Source organism: Pseudomonas sp. IPO3747 (genome assembly GCF_013385245.1).
Taxonomy (GTDB): Bacteria; Pseudomonadota; Gammaproteobacteria; order Pseudomonadales; family Pseudomonadaceae; genus Aquipseudomonas; species Aquipseudomonas edaphica.
In genome coordinates this window covers 317,470-333,755 of the sequence record NZ_JACAQL010000002.1, presented here as the reverse complement: position 1 = coordinate 333,755, position 16,286 = coordinate 317,470, and the positions used below count along the sequence as shown (strand labels likewise).

The window sequence follows — 16,286 nt, the reverse complement described above, 5'->3', positions numbered from 1 at the left end:
GCTAGTGTGGGAGCTGGCTTGCCTGCGATGGCATCAACTGGGCGCACCTGATGTACCGAGTTGTCTGCATCGCAGGCAAGCCAGCTCCCACACAAGCCAGCTCCCACAGTTGATTGGTTTTTTTCAGTTAGAACGTCACTTCCATATTCAGCGTAGGCGTGGAGGTCCGGGTGCCCATGCCACCATCCACCCCGAACTTGTTATGCCAGTACTCGTAACCCACCCCCAGGTACAGGTTCGGCTTCACGCTTTTACCCGGCCGCACCGCCACCATCAGCGCGGTGCGCATCAGGGTTTCCGGCGCGGTGTCGCGGCCGTGGTAGTCCTCGCCCTTTTCCCCGACGTAATTGATAAACCCCTGGAACTTCGCCGCGTGGTTGGCGATGTCGAACGGGCGCATCCAGGTCAGGTTGAGCATGTAGGTGTCGTCGAAGGTGTGGTTCGACTCTTTCGCACCGGGGATGCCGGTGTGGTTCTTTTCCTTGTAGTACATCAGGCTCAAATCCAGCACGCCGACGGTGTTGAACTTCAACGTCGGGCCGATCACCAGCGCGCGTTTTTTAGCTGAGGCGAAGTTGTTGTTGCGGTTGGCGTCGAAGCCCAGGGTCAGGGCGTAATCCTTGACCAGGCCGGTGCCCAGCGGCACATCGAATACCCGTGAGGCGTACAGCTGGTGTCGGTACACGGCGTAGACCTCACTGCCACCGTGGTCGGTGCCCTTACGTGGGTCGCTGCTGTCGGACAGAAACACATCGAGGTTCAGGTAGTTGCTGCCGTACTGGTAGCCGCTGGCGTGGGTAAAGCTGTAGATGCGCTTGCTGAAGTCGTCGGGGTTGTTGGGGTTGGTGAAGTGCTGGCCGTAGCGAAACCCCACGCTGTTGTTCATCCATTCCAGCGCGACGGCCTCCCCACCGCCGAGAAGGGTCAATGCAACGGTGGCGCCCTGTAATGCCTTTTTCATTGTTCTAGGTCCTTTGGCGTTCTGGCTCATGACGGCCGGATTGTTTTTGTAACGCCGATGGAGGGTATCTTGTTCGATTGATTGTATACAACTCTATGGACATCCAGTCCAAACATTGCATACAGTGTTCGCACAACAAAAACAGAGAACCCCTCACCATGACTATCCCGAAGGCGTCACCGCAGCGGCCAGAAGACGAGAATCTCGGCGTCGCGGCCAACATGGCTTACGGCCTGCAGCATGTGCTCACCATGTATGGCGGCATCGTTGCCGTACCGTTGATCGTCGGCCAGGCGGCCGGGTTGTCGCCGGCGGATATCGGCCTGCTGATCGCCGCCTCGCTGTTTGCCGGTGGCCTGGCCACGTTGCTGCAAACCCTCGGCCTGCCGTTTTTTGGCTGCCAGTTGCCGCTGGTGCAGGGCGTGTCGTTTGCCGGTGTGGCAACCATGGTGGCGATTGTCGGCAGTGATGGCGCGGGCGGGGTGCCGGCGATTCTCGGGGCGGTGATGGCCGCGTCGTTTATCGGCTTATTGATCACGCCGGTATTCTCACGGATCACCAAGTTCTTCCCGCCGCTGGTCACCGGCATCGTGATCACCACCATCGGTCTGACGCTGATGCCGGTGGCAGCGCGCTGGGCCATGGGCGGCAATAGCCGCGCAGCGGACTTTGGCAGCATGGCCAACATCGGCCTGGCGGCACTGACCCTGGTGCTGGTGTTGCTACTGAGCAAGATCGGCAGCGCGACCATCTCGCGCCTGTCGATTCTGTTGGCCATGGTGATTGGCACCGTGATCGCGGTATTCCTCGGCATGGCGGACTTCTCCAGCGTCGCCCAAGGGCCGATGTTCGGCTTCCCGACACCTTTCCATTTCGGCATGCCGACCTTCCATGTGGCGGCGATCATTTCCATGTGCATCGTGGTGATGGTGACGTTGGTGGAAACCTCGGCGGACATCCTCGCGGTCGGCGAGATCATCGACACCAAAGTCGACTCCAAGCGCCTGGGTAATGGCCTGCGTGCCGATATGCTGTCGAGCATGTTTGCGCCGATCTTCGGTTCCTTCACCCAAAGCGCCTTTGCCCAGAACGTCGGCCTGGTGGCGGTCACTGGCGTGAAAAGCCGGTTTGTGGTGGCCACCGGCGGCGTGTTCCTGGTGGTGTTGGGCTTGTTGCCGTTTATGGGGCGGGTGATTGCGGCGGTGCCGACTTCGGTGCTTGGCGGCGCCGGTATTGTGTTGTTCGGCACCGTGGCGGCCAGTGGGATTCGCACGCTGTCCAAGGTGGATTACCGCAACAACATGAACCTGATCATCGTGGCAACGAGCATCGGTTTCGGCATGATCCCGATTGCAGCGCCGAACTTTTATGATCACTTCCCCACCTGGTTCGCGACCATTTTCCATTCGGGCATCAGTTCGTCGGCGATCATGGCGATTCTGCTGAACCTGGCGTTCAACCACTTCACCGCCGGTAACTCGGACCAGCAGTCGGTGTTTGTGGCCGGGACTGAGCGCAGTTTGTGCTTCCACGACGTGGCGGCGTTGCGCGATGGCGATTACTTCAGTGGCGGTAAATTGTTTGATGCTGAAGGGAAGGAGATTCCAGTGGTGGCGCAAGTGCCGAGGAAGGCCGCAAAGCCTGAGACCACCGAGGTCTAAAACTGTGGGAGCTGGCTTGCCTGCGATGGCGGCGAGCCAGTCACTGCACCTGTAACTGATGTACCGCTATCGCAGGCAAGCCAGCTCCCACAGTTGAACTCAGCCGGCCTTGAGTGCTCGGTGCGGCAGCGAACACGCCTCGTCCAGAAACTTCACCACCGTCCCCATGCACGCCTGGCGTTCTTCCACGTGGGGCATGTGGCTGGAGTCTTCAAACAACGCCCAGCGCACGTCAGTGATTTCATCCAGGAACGGCTTGACCACCAAGGGCGTGGCCTCGTCGTGGCGTCCTGATATCACCAGCGTCGGCACATTGATCGCCGACAGGCGCCCGATCACGCTCCAATCCTTCAAGCTGCCGATGATGTGAAATTCGGTCGGGCCGCTCATGGCGTGGTACACCGTCGGGTCGGCGTCTACGGCTGCAAAGGTGCGCGCCACTTCTTCCGGCCATGGGTTTACTCGGCACACATGCTGGTCATAGAAGATCCGCGCCGCCGCAAGGTATTCCGGGTCTTGGTAAGTGCCGGCCTGTTCGTGTTTGAGCAGGGTTTGGTGCACGCCTTCGGGCAACAGTTGGCGCAGGCGGTTGGCTTCGCTGACCCAGGTGCGCATGCAGGTGGGCGAGTTGGCCGGGATAAACGCGCGCAGGCCCTTGGGTCGCAAAATCGCGTGTTCGCTGCCGAGCATGCCGCCCCAGGATTGCCCCAGGATCGCGTAGTTGTCACTGATCTGCAGGTGGTCCAGCAGGTTGTTCAGCTCGTCGAGGAACAGGTCGATGGTCCAGAACGACGCGTCCTTGTCCGGCAAGTGCGTAGAGCGGCCATTGCCGATTTGATCGTAGTGAATCACCGCATGGCCGCTGGCGGCGACGTCCTTGAACGCGTCTACGTAGTCATGGGTGCAACCGGGGCCGCCATGGAGGATCACCAAGGGCGTGCGGCCGGTGCCCAGGTCGCCAGTGACGCGGTACCAGGTCTGGTAGGCGCCGAAGGCCGCGTAGCCTTCGCGGACTTTCTCGATGAATTCCATTTCGTACCCTGCTCTGAAAAAAAGGATCAGGGATACGATAGTCGGCACGCAGCGTTTAAGTAACTAGCAAAACAGCTAGGTTTTACCGACGGATCAATCTTCGAGCAGGCGGTAATGGGTCGCGCGCACCACCGCCTGTACGCGGTTCTTGGCACCCAGTTTGTGCATGGCCGAGGCCAGGTGTAGGGTGACCACCGCCAGTGAGCGGCTTAACTGCGTGGCGATCTCGGCGGCGGTCAGGCCCTCGGCCGCCCATTTGAGGCACTCGCGCTCGCGCTTGGTCAGATGGATGTGCGGGTAGGTGCGTAGCTCTTTGCTCAGCAGCGGGTAGGCCGCTTCCTGCAAGGCATGGGTGATCAGGCTGAAGTCCGTCAAGGTTTGCTGGGCATCTTCCAGCACCGTGCTGGCCTTGCCGGTGCGCAGGCCGGTCAGCGACGCGAAGCCGCCACGGGGCAGGTGGATCGGCACGGTGACGCCGCAGGTCAGTTGGCGCTCATGCAGGTAAGAGGACACGGGCGCATGGCACGGGTCGATGATCTTTTGCAGCGCAGTGTCGGCTTTGGCCTCATAGGACCACACGAACGGCGACACCGTGCTCAAGGCCAGGTGCTGCACCGGGTCGATCTGGTAAAAACCTTCGCTGCACCATAACGCGTGCCAGTCCGACGGCGTGTTGCGCGACTCCAGCACCGAAGGCGTGATCAGCGAACCGTCCTGGTCGATGGGCACCGGCGTGTAGTCATACACCAACGCATCAAAGCCCAACTGCTGGGCGAGGACAAACGTGTTGTCCATCTGTTCAACCAGGCTCCTGCCGGGCATGAGGCGGTTGTTGAAGGCAGTAAGTTTGGACAGCATCCGTTCTGCTCCCGAATTCATTTGAATCTCGACTTGCGGCAAGTAGAATGCCACGCCCCGGCGAAGGACTGCCAGGCCAAACCTATAAGAACTACTAGGTTATGGACGCGCGGCATCCTCGGTAGTGTTGGCCCTGTAAACGGCCGCTACCTGCCAGGCCGATACAACACAAGGAATGTATGCATGTGGCGTGAAATTGCCCCCGACCAGCAGTACAACGTGCAGGTCGATGGCCATAACCTCGTGGCCTACAGCTTTGGCGACGGCGATGAGGTGCTCTTGTGTCTCAACGGCGGCCCGGGCCTGCCGTGTGACTACTTGCGCGACGCCCATGGCTGGCTCAAAGAGCATAACCTGCGAGTGGTTGCATTCGATCAGCTTGGCACGGGCGCATCAGCCAGACCATCAGATGTTTCCCTGTGGGAAATTGGCCGTTATGTCGAAGAAGTCGAAACCGTGCGCCAGGCACTGGGCCTGGGCCGTGTGCATCTGCTTGGGCATTCGTGGGGCGGCTGGTTGGGCATCGAGTACGCCATCCACTATCCTGACGCCCTGAAAAGCCTGATCCTGGAAAACACCGTCGGCGATATTCCGCACCTGTCCCAGGAGCTCGAACGCCTGCGCGGTGCCCTCGGCAGCGAAACCGTGGCCATGATGCAGCGCCATGAAGCCATGGGCACACTCGACCATCCGCAGTACCAGGCCGCTATCACCTTGCTCAACTACCGCCACGTCTGCCGTCTGGACGAATGGCCGGAGCCGGTCAAGCGCTCCCTGGGCGACTGGAACATGGGGCCTTACGAAACCATGCAAGGCCCCAACGAGTTCCTCTATATCGGCAACCTCAAGGACTGGAACCGCATCCCGGAGATGGCCGATTTCAAGATGCCGATCCTGATCACCACCGGCCATCACGACGAACTCACACCCGCCTGTGCCCATCGCATGAAACTCGCCGCCACACACGCCGAGTTGCATGTATTCCCCAACAGCAGCCATATGCCGTTTTATGAGGAACCCCACGCGTACTTCCCGGTGCTGCTGGACTTCCTCGCTCGCCACCGAGGCTGACGGATGAATCTTGCGCGTTACCGTTTTGTGCTGTCCCGGCCGCTGCAATTGCTGCCGGTGTTGTTTGGCATCAGCCTGATCACCTTTGTGCTGGTGCGCTCGATCCCCGGCGACCCGGCGCGGGCCTTGCTGGGCTCGCGCAGCACGCCGGACGCGCTGCTGAAAATCCGTGCCCAATACGGCCTGGACCAGCCCTTGTGGCTGCAATATTTCTACTTCCTCAAGAACCTGCTCAAGGGCGATCTCGGCCAGTCACTGCTCTATAAGGTCGACGCGTTGAAACTGATCGTCACCCGCATCGAGCCGACGCTGGTGCTGGTGCTCGGCAGTGTGCTGCTGGCGCTGTTGATCGCGGTGCCGCTGGCCACCGTGGCGGCGCGCAACAAAGGCGGTTGGGCGGATAACCTGATCCGCGTGTTCACCACGGTCGGCCTGGGCATGCCGGCCTTCTGGCTGGGCTTGATGCTGATTCTGTTGCTGAGTGTGAAGTGGGGGTTGTTCCCGGTATCGGGCTACGGTCGCACGTTTACAGATAAAGCCCACCACATGGTCCTGCCGTGCTTGACCATTGCGCTGGCGCTGGCGGCGGTGCTGGTGCGCAACCTGCGGGCGAGCATGCTGATGGAGTTGCAGGCTGACCATGTCACCGCCGCGCGCGCACGCGGGTTATCGGAGGCGGCGGTGTTTCGTCGGCATGTGTTACCCAACTCCCTGGTGCCGGCGGTTAACCTGCTGGCGGTGAATATCGGCTGGCTGATCAGCGGCACGGTGGTGATCGAAAGCCTGTTCGCGATTCCCGGCATCGGCCAATTATTGGTGCGCGGCATTTTTACCCGCGACTACATGGTGGTGCAGGGCGTGGCGATGGTGCTGGCGTGTGCGACGGTGGTGGTCAACTTCGTCGCGGACGTGGCGACCGTGGCCCTCGACCCACGGGTGAAGATGCAATGAGCAGCCGACCACTGATTGCGCCGTGGCGTTTGCGCCTGCGGTTTGGTTTTCGCAATGGTCGGCTGACCGCCGCATGGGGCTTGCTGATCCTGTTTATGTGGCTGGCCCTGGCGTTGTTCGCGCCGAGGATCGCGCCGTATGACCCGATTGCGCAGAACACCGATCTGAGTTTGCTGGCGCCCAGCCTTTCCCATCCATTTGGCACGGATAACTACGGCAGAGACATCCTTTCGAGGGTGATATGGGGCGCGCGGATTGACCTGCAACTGGCCGTTATCGGCGTGATCTTCCCGTTCCTGATTGGCACTTTTATCGGCGCTGTTTCCGGCTACATCGGCGGGCGCTTCGACAGCGTGTGCATGCGCGTGATCGACGTGGTGCTGGCGTTCCCGTTCCTGGTGTTGATGCTGGCGATCATGGCCATCCTCGGGCCGGGCTTGCAGAGTTTTTATATCGCCATGGCGTTGGTGGGCTGGGTGTCGTATGCGCGGTTGATCCGCTCGCAGATCCTGGTGCTCAAGGAAAGCGACTTCGCCCTGGCCGCCAAGAGCCTGGGCTTTGGCCATGGGCGCATTCTGTTCCGGCACTTATTGCCCAACGCGATGTTTGGCTCGATTGTGTTTTCGATGTCCGACGCCGTGCTGGTGCTGCTCAACGGCGCCGCCGTGAGCTACCTGGGCCTGGGCGTGCAACCGCCGACGGCGGAGTGGGGCACGATGGTCGCCGAAGGGCAGGCGTTTATCACCACCGCCTGGTGGCTTTGCACCTTCCCGGGTCTGGCCATTGTGACCCTGGCCATGGGTTTCAGCCTGCTCGCCGATGGTGTGGCGCAAGTGTTGGGGGATCGTTCATGAGCCTGCTTCAGGTGCAGGACCTCAGCGTGATCGCCAACAATGGTGGGCGAGAGGTCACGCTGGTTGATCGTGTGTCCTTTGATTTGGCCGAAGGTGAAATCCTCGGCCTGGTGGGTGAAAGCGGCTCGGGCAAAACCCTGGCCTGTCGCGGCCTGATGCGCCTGTTGCCGTCGCCCAACCTGCGGGTGCAAGGCGGCGCTGTGCGCCTGGCCGGTCGCGATCTGTTGCAACTCGATGAGGCTGGCATGCGCGCCGTGCGCGGTGGGCAACTGGGCATGATTTTCCAGAACCCCAGCAGTCACCTTGACCCGTTGATGCGCATCGGCGAGCAGATCGCCGAAGGCATCCGTTTGCATCAGGGTGCGTCGAAAAAAGACGCGCGCCTGCAAGCCATCGAGGTGCTGCGCCAGGTCGGTATTCCCGATCCCAAGGCGCGGGTCGACAACTACCCTCATGAGTTCTCCGGCGGCATGCGCCAGCGCGCGATGATCGCCGTGGCCCTGGGCTGCAACCCACAAGTGCTGATTGCCGACGAGCCGACCACCGCGCTGGACGTGACGGTGCAGGCGCAGATCCTGCGCCTGCTGCTGGAGCTGCGTGACCAGCGTGGCCTGGCGATCATCATGATCACCCATGACCTGGGCGTGGTGGCGCAGACCTGTGATTCCATCGCGGTGATGTACGCCGGACGCCTGTGCGAGCACGCGAGCAAATACGACGTGCTGGCCCATCCACAACACCCGTACACCGCTGGCCTTATCGATTGCCAACCCGCCCACAGCAGCGGCCACGCCTTGCTGCGCACCATCCCTGGCCAGCCGCCGTTACTGGATGCCTTGCCCGACGGTTGCCGCTTCAACCCGCGCTGCCCGCAAGTGGCGGCGTTGTGTACTGAGGTGCTGCCCGAAGGTGCGCGCGTAGCCTGCCACTATCCGCTGGGAGAGCGCCCATGAGCCTGTTGCAGATCAAGGACCTGGAGGTGCGGTTTGCCGCGTCCGGCACGGGTGTGTTGGGCCTTAATAAACAGTGGGTGAGGGCGGTCAATGGTGTGTCGCTCAACCTGGCCGCAGGTCAAACCCTGGGGTTGGTGGGCGAGTCCGGCAGTGGCAAAAGCACGCTGGGGCGGGCAATTCTGCACCTCACCCCGATCAGCGCCGGGCAGGTGTTGTTCGATGGCGTCGACATGGCCCGGGGCAGTGCTATCGACATCGCCCGCCTGCGGCATGAAACCGCAATGATTTTCCAAGACCCCTACGCTGCCCTGAACCCGCGGCACAGCATTGGCGAAACCCTTGCCGAAGTGCTGCGGGTGCAGCGCAAGGTCGCCCCGGAGCAGATACCGGCTCGCGTGGTCGAGCTGCTTGACCTGGTGGGCCTGCGCCCTGAACTCGCCAGCCGTAAACCCGGCTCCCTCAGCGGTGGCCAGTGCCAGCGCGTCGGCATCGCCCGCGCCCTGGCGGTGGAGCCGCGTCTGATCATTGCCGATGAATGCGTGGCGGCACTGGATGTGTCGATTCAGGGCCAGATCATCAACCTGTTGCTGGCGCTGCAACAGCGCATGAACCTGGCGATTCTGTTTATCGCCCATGACCTGGCCATCGTGCGGCGCCTGTGCGACCGCGTGGCGGTGATGTACCTGGGCAAAATCGTCGAAGAAGGGCCAGTGGAAGCAGTGTTTACTGCGCCACGCCATCCGTATACGGCGGCGTTGATCGAGGCGATTCCCGAGATCGATCCGCACCGGCCGTTGCCCGCAGAACCGTTGCCCGGTGAGCCCCCGAGCCCGCTGAAGTTGCCCACCGGCTGCGCCTTTCACCCGCGCTGCCGGCATGCCCGGACGATGTGTTCCGTGGTGTTGCCGCCGACCCATTACCTGCACGAGCATCGGTACAGTTGCGTGCTTGAAGAACCTCTGTTTTGACCCACTTCTGCCATTCATGAACAAGGAGTTATGACATGCAATCGCGCCACTTGAAGTTGCTCGCCGCCGCGACACTGACCGCCTGGTCCCTCACTGCCGGGCTGGCCCACGCCGCCGGCGTGCTGACCATCGGCTGCCGTGAAGACAGCACCACGTTCGACCCGATCAAAAGCGCACAGAACCGCGACACGTGGGTGTTCGCCAACGTCTACGACACCCTGGTGCGCGTGGATAATTTGGGCACCAAGATGGAACCGGGCCTGGCCGAAAGCTGGGAGATTTCCAAGGACGGCCTGACCTACACCTTCAAGCTGCGTGACGCCAAGTTCTCTGATGGCTCGGCGATCACCGCCGATGACGCGGCGTTCAGCCTGTTGCGCATCCGCGACAACAAAGCGTCGCTGTGGGCAGATCCGTTCAGCCTGATCAGCACGGCCAAGGCCAGCGACCCGCAGACCCTGGTGGTCACGCTGAAAACCCCGGCTGTGGCCTTCCTCTCGCAACTGGCCTCGCCGACGGTATCGATCCTGTCGCAAAAAGCCATGACCACGATGGGCGAAGACGCCTACTCGGAAAACCCAGTGACCTCCGGCGCGTTTACCGTGGAGGAGTGGCGCAAGGGCGACCGCGTGATCCTCAAAAAGAACCCGAACTTCTGGCAGGCCAGGAACGTGAGCCTGGATGGCGTGGAGTGGGTTTCGGTCACCGACGACAACACGCGCATGCGCATGGTGCAGAACAACGAGCTGGACACGGCGATCTTCGTGCCGTTCTCCCGCGTGGAAGAGCTGAAGAAAGACAAAAGCGTGGTGATCCACGCCGACCCGTCGACCCGCGAAGATCACCTGCTGATCAACCACGCCCACGGCCTGCTGGCCAAGCCGCAGGTGCGCGAGGCGCTGGACATGGCCATCGACAAGCAGTCGCTGGTCAAGAGCGCCACGTACGGCCAAGGCACCGTGGCCTATTCCTACATCCCCAAAGGCTCGCTGTACCACTACGCCAACAACCTGCAACGCCCGTATGACCCAGCCGCCGCCAAGAAACTGCTGGAAGAGGCTGGTGCCAAGGACTTGAAACTCAACTACGTGGTCAACGCCGGCAACGAAGCTGACGAGCAGATTGCGGTGATCATCAAGGACCAGTTGGCCAAGGTCGGCGTGACCGCCAACCTGCAAAAGGTCGACCCGACCCAAAGCTGGCAGATGCTGGTGGACGGTGAGTACGATATTTCGGTGATGTACTGGACCAACGACATCCTCGACCCGGACCAGAAGACCACCTTCGTGCTCGGCCATGACACCAACCAGAACTACATGACCCGCTACAAGAACGACAAGGTCAAGGAACTGGTAGCGCAGGCGCGGATCGAGGCCGACCCGGCCAAGCGTGAGCAGATGTATGTGGAGTTGCAGAAGCTGGCGAAGCAGGATGTGAACTGGATTGACCTGTACTACAGCCCGTACATCAACATCTCACGCAAGAACGTGAGCAACTTCCTGCAGAACCCGCTGGGGCGTTTTACCCTTGAGGAAGTGGTGAAGAACTAACGGTCACCGCTAAGCAAATGTGGGAGCTGGCTTGCCTGCGATGGTATCAACTCGGTTTAACAGATAGACCGAGTTGCCCGCATCGCAGGCAAGCCAGCTCCCACACAAGCCAGCTCCCACATGAACCCAGTTTCACATTGGGGTTTCAGGTGAACAGTGTCAGTGCTTACTGCGCATCAAACGCCTGCCCATTGATCCCGGCACTGTCCGGCCCCATCAGGTACAGGTACACCGGCATGATGTCTTCCGGTGCAGGCCTTTCCATCGGGTTTTCGCCCGGATACGCCTGGGCACGCATGCTGGTGCGTGTGCCGCCCGGGTTGATGCTGTTTGAGCGTACCGAAGCCACATCTTCCAGCTCGTCTGCCAGGGTTTGCATCAAGCCTTCGGTGGCAAACTTCGACACCCCATAAGCGCCCCAGTACGCCCGGCCCTTGCGCCCGACGCTGCTGGAGGTGAACACCACCGACGCATCCTGGGACAGCTTGAGCAGTGGCAATAATGTGCTGGTCAGCATGAACATCGCGTTGACGTTTACGTGCATCACGCGCATGAAATTCTCACCGGACAACTGCTCGATCGGCGTGCGTGGGCCAATGATCGAGGCGTTGTGCAGCAGGCCGTCGAGGCGACCGAATTCTTTTTCGATCATCGCTGCCAGCTCATCGTATTGATGGGGCAGGGCGGTTTCCAGGTTGAACGGGATCACCACCGGCTGCGGCTGGCCGGCCGCTTCGATCTCGTCATACACCTGGGCCAGGTTGGCTTCGGTCTTGCCCAGCAGCAATACGGTGGCACCGTGGGCGGCATAGGTTTTTGCCGCCGCCGCGCCGATCCCGCGACCGGCACCGGTCACCAGGATCACCCGGTCTTTGAGCAGTTCTGGACGTGCGGAGTAATCAAACATAAAAAACCTCGACAGAATTCAAGCTGATACAGGCCTTGAAGTGGAATCCATTTCATGTGGGAGCTGGCTTGCCTGCGATGGCGGAGTATCAGTCACCGCAAGTGCTAGCTGGCAGGCCGCTATCGCAGGCAAGCCAGCTCCCACAGTGATCTCAGTGCTAGTGGGTATCTCGCACAATCAGCAACTGCACAGCGCGTTATCCAGCACTTTGCGCAGCTCCAGCGGGTGGTCCACTACCACGTCGGCGCCCCAGTTGCGTGGGTTGTCGTCCGGGTGGATGTAGCCGAAGGTGACCGCCGCAGTGCGGGTGCCAGCGTCGCGGCCAGACTCGATATCGCGCAGGTCATCGCCCACGAACAGCACGCTGGCCGGGTCCAGGTCGAGCATCTTGCACGCCAGGATCAGCGGCTCGGGGTCGGGCTTGCTGTTCTTCACGTGGTCCGGGCAGATCAGCAGTGCCGAACGCTCGGCCAGGCCCAGTTGCTGCATGATCGGTTCGGCAAAGCGCAACGGTTTGTTGGTGACCACGCCCCAGACCAGTTTGGATTTCTCGATGTCTTCCAGTAACTCGGCCATGCCGTCGAACAGTTTGCTGTGGATTGCGCAGCCCTTGAGATAGCGCTCCAGAAACTCCAGGCGCAACGCTTCAAAGCCAGGGGATTCGGGGTCCATCGAGAAGGTCACGGCGACCATCGCCCGTGCCCCGCCGGAAATTTCATCGCGGATGTGCTGGGGGTTGATCGGCTCCAGGCCGCGGTCGGTGCGCATGGCCTGGCAGATCGCGATAAAGTCCGGCGCGGTGTCCAGCAAGGTGCCGTCCATGTCGAAGAGAACTGCTCGCAACTTCACAGGCTTACTCCTCGCGCAGGGTCTGGATCATGTAGTTGACGTCCACGTCGCTCGCCAGCTTGTAGTGCTTGGTCAGCGGGTTGTAGGTCAGGCCGATGATGTCCTTGACGGTCAGCCCGGCCTGACGGCTCCAGGCGCCCAGCTCGCTTGGGCGGATGAATTTCTTGAAGTCGTGGGTGCCACGCGGCAGCAGCTTCATGATGTATTCGGCGCCGATGATCGCGAACAGGTAGGCCTTGGGGTTGCGGTTGATGGTGGAGAAGAACACCTGGCCGCCCGGCTTGACCATACGGAAGCAGGCGCGGATCACCGAGGACGGGTCAGGCACGTGCTCGAGCATCTCAAGGCAAGTAACCACGTCGAACTGCTCGGGCATCTCTTCGGCCAGGGCTTCGGCGGTGATCTGGCGGTATTCGACGCTCACGCCGGATTCCAGCTGGTGCAGTTGGGCCACGGCCAGCGGCGCTTCGCCCATGTCGATGCCCATCACGGTGGCGCCGCGCTGGGCCATGGCTTCGCTGAGGATGCCGCCGCCGCAACCGACGTCCAGCACCTTCTTGCCGGCCAGGTTGACGCGCTCGTCAATCCAGTTGACGCGCAGCGGGTTGATGTCGTGCAGCGGTTTGAACTCGCTTTCGCGGTCCCACCAGCGGTGGGCCAGGGCTTCAAACTTGGCGATTTCGGCGTGGTCGACGTTGCTCATGGTGAATCCTCTAAATCTGATAAATCGGTTATTCAGTCCTGAACGGCGCGGTTCAAGACCTTCGTTATTCGCTGTGCCCGCTGATCCGTTGGCCCCAGGCGATGGCCGTGGCGGTCAACTGCTGTTCATCCATGCGGGTCAATCGCCGGTCGTCGAGCAACTGCTTGCCGGCGACCCAAAGGTGTTTCACACACTCGCGTCCGGTGGCATATATAAGCGTTGAGACCGGGTCGTAGATCGGTTGTTGCGCCAGCCCCGAAAGATCGAATGCGACGATATCCGCCGCCTTGCCGACTTCGAGCGAGCCAATCTCGCTGTCCAGGCCCATGGCACGCGCCCCATTGAGCGTAGCCATGCGCAGGGCGCGATGGGCGTCCAGGGCGGTGGCCGAGCCGGCGACGGCCTTGGCCAGCATCGCTGCCGTGCGGGTTTCGCCCAGCAGGTCGAGGTCATTGTTGCTGGCCGCGCCGTCGGTGCCGATGGCCACGTTCACGCCAGCCTGCCACAGACGCTCCACCGGGCAAAAGCCGCTGGCCAGTTTCAGGTTCGATTCCGGGCAATGAATGACGCTGGTGTTGCTTTCTACCAGCAAAGCCAGGTCGTCCTCGCTGATTTGGGTCATATGAACGGCCTGGAAGCGTGGGCCGAGCAGGCCCAGACGGCCCAGGCGCGCCAGTGGGCGTTCGCCGGTCTTGTCCACGGCTTGTTGCACTTCGAAGGCGGTTTCGTGCACATGCATATGGATGGCGGCGTCCAGTTCTTCGGCAATCACCCGGATTTTTTCCAGGTTGGCGTCGCTCACGGTGTAGGGCGCGTGAGGGCCGAAGGTGATCTTGATACGCGGGTGGTGCTTGAGGTCGCCGAACAGCTCCACGCCCTGGCGAATCGCCTCATCGGCGCTGCTGGCGCCTGGGATCGGGAAGTCGAGGATCGGCAGCGCGATCTGCGCGCGCATGCCGCTGTTGTGTACGCAGTCGCTGGCGACCTTGGGGTAGAAGTACATGTCCGAGAAGCAGGTGATGCCGCCCTTGAGCTGTTCGGCGATGGCCAGGTCGGTGCCGTCGCGCACGAAAGCTTCATCGACCCATTTGGCTTCGGCGGGCCAGATGTGTTTTTCCAGCCAGGTCATCAGCGGCAGATCGTCGGCCAGGCCGCGAAACAGGCTCATCGCCGCGTGGCCGTGGGCGTTGATCAAACCGGGGCTGAGCAGCATGCCCGGCAGCTCGCGCACTTCGCTGGCTGTCAGCTTCAAGGCCGCCGCCCGTGGCCCGATAAACGCAATGCGCCCGTCACGGATGCCCAGGCCGTGCTCCTTGAGCACCACGCCAGCGGGTTCGACAGGTACCAGCCAGGTTGGCAGCAGCAATAAGTCGAGCGGGGCGGCAGTGGAGGTCATCGCAGGCTTCTTCCCAGGCAGCTATAAAAGAAGGGCGAAGTATACCCGAGCGTCCTGGCTGGCGGATCGCTATAATCGGCGGCTTTTGTTCATGAGTGCGGGGTAAGGGATGCGCGACCGACTGTTAGCTGCAGAGAAAGTGAAGGCCATCGATTGGCGTGATGGCGCACTGCACCTGCTCGATCAGCGTGCCTTGCCCTCGCGGGAAACCTGGGTGGCCTGCACTTCGGCGGCTGAAGTCGCCCAAGCCATTCGCAGCATGACTGTGCGTGGCGCGCCGGCTATCGGCATCAGTGCTGCCTACGGCCTGGTGCTGGCCGCCCGCGAGCGGATCGCCGAGGGCGGTGACTGGCAGGCGGCATGGGAAGAAGACTACGCATTGCTGGCCGATAGCCGTCCGACCGCCGCTAACCTGTTCTGGGCCTTGAAGCGTATGCGTGACCGCCTGGATCGGGTCAAAAAACACGCCGACCCGCTGGCGGTGCTGGAAGCCGAAGCCATTGCGATCCATGAAAGCGACCGCGAAGCCAACCTGGTCATGGCCCAATTGGGCCTCGAACGGATTCGCAAGCACCAGGGCAACGCCCAGGCGATCCTCACCCACGGCAATGCGGGCGCCCTGGCCACTGGCGGCGTGGGCACGGCCCTTGGGGTAATCCGCGCAGCGTTCCTCGAGGGTTTGGTCGAGCATGTCTATGTCAACGAAACCCGCCCGTGGCTGCAAGGTTCGCGGCTGACCGCGTGGGAGCTGGCAGGTGAGGGTATCCCGGCGACGGTCAATGCTGACTCGGCCGGTGCGCATATCCTCAAGACCAAAGGCGTGACCTGGGTCGTGGTCGGCGCCGACTGCATTGCGGCCAATGGTGATGTGATCGGCCCGATCGGCACTTATCAATTGGCGGTGTGTGCCATGCACCACGGCGTGCGTTTTATGGTGGTGGCGCCCAGTTCGACGCTCGATTTGATGATGGCCACCGGTGATGATGTCAGCCTGGAAGAGCGTGATGCGGCGGAGTTGCTGGAGGTTAACGGTCAGCGGTTGGAGGTTGCGGCGTTTAATCCTGTCTTCGATGTGACGCCGGCGGACCTGATTGATGTGATCGTGACCGAAAAAGGCATCGTCGAACGGCCTGATACCGCCAAGCTGGCCAAGTTGATGTGCCGTAAGCGCCTGCATTGAGGGCTTTGGTGGCTGTTGGATCGCTATCGCAGGCAAGCCAGCTCTCACACTTACGGTGCTCGCAGGCCAACATGTGTGTGCGGGCTTGCCCGCGATTGGCCCTGTAAGTCAATAAAACCCTTGGATCCAGCCTCAAAAAACAGCACCCACCCCGCTCTGAGCCTCTCTCGTCCCCCTCAAGCCTGTCATCCGTCAAATTACTAGCCTCCATGCGCATCAGGGGGATAGGTGCGTGGCGGCGATTGTGATAACATCCGGCGGTTTCCAGGGCCGCCCCGAGGGGTTGCCCATAACGTGCAGATCCGTGTCATAACTCGTTGATTTGTCGTAAGTCGTTGTCAGGCACTTTGCCAGCAACGGCGAGCTTCGTTCGTCCCATATGGATGTGACGA

15 protein-coding genes are annotated in these 16,286 nt (G+C 61.5%); 8 read left to right on the top strand and 7 right to left on the bottom strand.

Going from position 1 to position 16,286, the window contains the following annotated elements; translation table 11 throughout:
- Nucleotides 1–127: 127 nt before the first annotated feature.
- On the bottom strand, nt 128–961 hold the full coding sequence (locus HX790_RS02765) for a nucleoside-binding protein (protein ID WP_176991204.1): 834 nt from the start codon (nt 959–961) through the stop codon (nt 128–130).
- A gap of 158 nt (nt 962–1,119) precedes the next feature.
- On the opposite strand from HX790_RS02765, the gene HX790_RS02760 reads away from it, so the two are divergent.
- On the top strand, nt 1,120–2,622 hold the full coding sequence (locus HX790_RS02760; protein ID WP_017136117.1) for a nucleobase:cation symporter-2 family protein: 1,503 nt from the start codon (nt 1,120–1,122) through the stop codon (nt 2,620–2,622).
- 99 nt (nt 2,623–2,721) lie between these two features.
- Here the strand turns inward: HX790_RS02760 and HX790_RS02755 are convergent, their stop codons facing one another.
- Both HX790_RS02755 and HX790_RS02750 read right to left on the bottom strand, forming a co-directional pair.
- Nucleotides 2,722–3,654: a proline iminopeptidase-family hydrolase gene (locus tag HX790_RS02755; protein WP_176991203.1), complete on the bottom strand. Its 933-nt coding sequence runs from the start codon at nt 3,652–3,654 to the stop codon at nt 2,722–2,724.
- Between the two features lie 93 nt (nt 3,655–3,747).
- Complete coding sequence (locus HX790_RS02750) at nt 3,748–4,512, bottom strand: LuxR family transcriptional regulator (RefSeq protein WP_170038929.1); 765 nt, start codon at nt 4,510–4,512, stop codon at nt 3,748–3,750.
- 183 nt (nt 4,513–4,695) lie between these two features.
- Between HX790_RS02750 and HX790_RS02745 the strand changes: the two genes are divergently transcribed.
- The 6 genes from HX790_RS02745 to HX790_RS02720 are packed head-to-tail and all read left to right on the top strand — an operon-like array spanning nt 4,696 to nt 10,859.
- Nucleotides 4,696–5,583, top strand: a complete 888-nt coding sequence (locus tag HX790_RS02745) for a proline iminopeptidase-family hydrolase (RefSeq protein ID WP_176991202.1) — start codon at nt 4,696–4,698, stop codon at nt 5,581–5,583.
- 3 nt (nt 5,584–5,586) lie between these two features.
- Entirely contained in the window at nt 5,587–6,534 is a 948-nt protein-coding gene (locus HX790_RS02740) for an ABC transporter permease (RefSeq protein ID WP_017136113.1), read from the top strand.
- Entirely contained in the window at nt 6,531–7,388 is an 858-nt protein-coding gene (locus HX790_RS02735) for an ABC transporter permease (RefSeq protein WP_176991201.1), read from the top strand. Before HX790_RS02740 ends, HX790_RS02735 begins: the two co-directional genes overlap by 4 nt.
- The gene (locus HX790_RS02730) at nt 7,385–8,341 is read left to right on the top strand and encodes an ABC transporter ATP-binding protein (protein ID WP_176991200.1); all 957 of its coding nucleotides are present in this window, start codon (nt 7,385–7,387) and stop codon (nt 8,339–8,341) included. Before HX790_RS02735 ends, HX790_RS02730 begins: the two co-directional genes overlap by 4 nt.
- Nucleotides 8,338–9,309, top strand: coding sequence for an ABC transporter ATP-binding protein (locus tag HX790_RS02725; protein WP_026013610.1), 972 nt, complete (start codon nt 8,338–8,340; stop codon nt 9,307–9,309). The genes HX790_RS02730 and HX790_RS02725 overlap by 4 nt, the downstream gene beginning before the upstream one ends.
- 35 nt (nt 9,310–9,344) lie before the next feature.
- Nucleotides 9,345–10,859 (top strand): ABC transporter substrate-binding protein, encoded by a 1,515-nt coding sequence (locus HX790_RS02720; protein WP_176991199.1) that lies wholly within the window; start codon nt 9,345–9,347, stop codon nt 10,857–10,859.
- Nucleotides 10,860–11,025: 166 nt separating this feature from the next.
- Here HX790_RS02720 and HX790_RS02715 read toward each other — a convergent pair whose 3' ends face one another.
- The 4 genes from HX790_RS02715 to HX790_RS02700 all read right to left on the bottom strand — a co-directional run bounded on the left by HX790_RS02715 (nt 11,026) and on the right by HX790_RS02700 (nt 14,714).
- Nucleotides 11,026–11,766, bottom strand: a complete 741-nt coding sequence (locus HX790_RS02715; RefSeq protein ID WP_017136110.1) for a YciK family oxidoreductase — start codon at nt 11,764–11,766, stop codon at nt 11,026–11,028.
- Nucleotides 11,767–11,943: 177 nt separating this feature from the next.
- Complete coding sequence (mupP, locus tag HX790_RS02710) at nt 11,944–12,615, bottom strand: N-acetylmuramic acid 6-phosphate phosphatase MupP (RefSeq protein ID WP_099549098.1); 672 nt, start codon at nt 12,613–12,615, stop codon at nt 11,944–11,946.
- A gap of 4 nt (nt 12,616–12,619) precedes the next feature.
- A complete protein-coding gene (gene ubiG / locus HX790_RS02705; RefSeq protein ID WP_003172645.1) occupies nt 12,620–13,318 on the bottom strand; it encodes a bifunctional 2-polyprenyl-6-hydroxyphenol methylase/3-demethylubiquinol 3-O-methyltransferase UbiG in 699 nt (232 codons plus the stop codon).
- 64 nt (nt 13,319–13,382) lie between these two features.
- Nucleotides 13,383–14,714 (bottom strand): TRZ/ATZ family hydrolase, encoded by a 1,332-nt coding sequence (locus HX790_RS02700; RefSeq protein ID WP_017136108.1) that lies wholly within the window; start codon nt 14,712–14,714, stop codon nt 13,383–13,385.
- A 109-nt stretch (nt 14,715–14,823) separates the two neighbouring features.
- Here HX790_RS02700 and mtnA point away from each other — a divergent pair, with 109 nt between their 5' ends.
- Nucleotides 14,824–15,894, top strand: coding sequence for an S-methyl-5-thioribose-1-phosphate isomerase (gene mtnA / locus HX790_RS02695; protein ID WP_099549097.1), 1,071 nt, complete (start codon nt 14,824–14,826; stop codon nt 15,892–15,894).
- Nucleotides 15,895–16,286 lie beyond the last annotated feature (392 nt).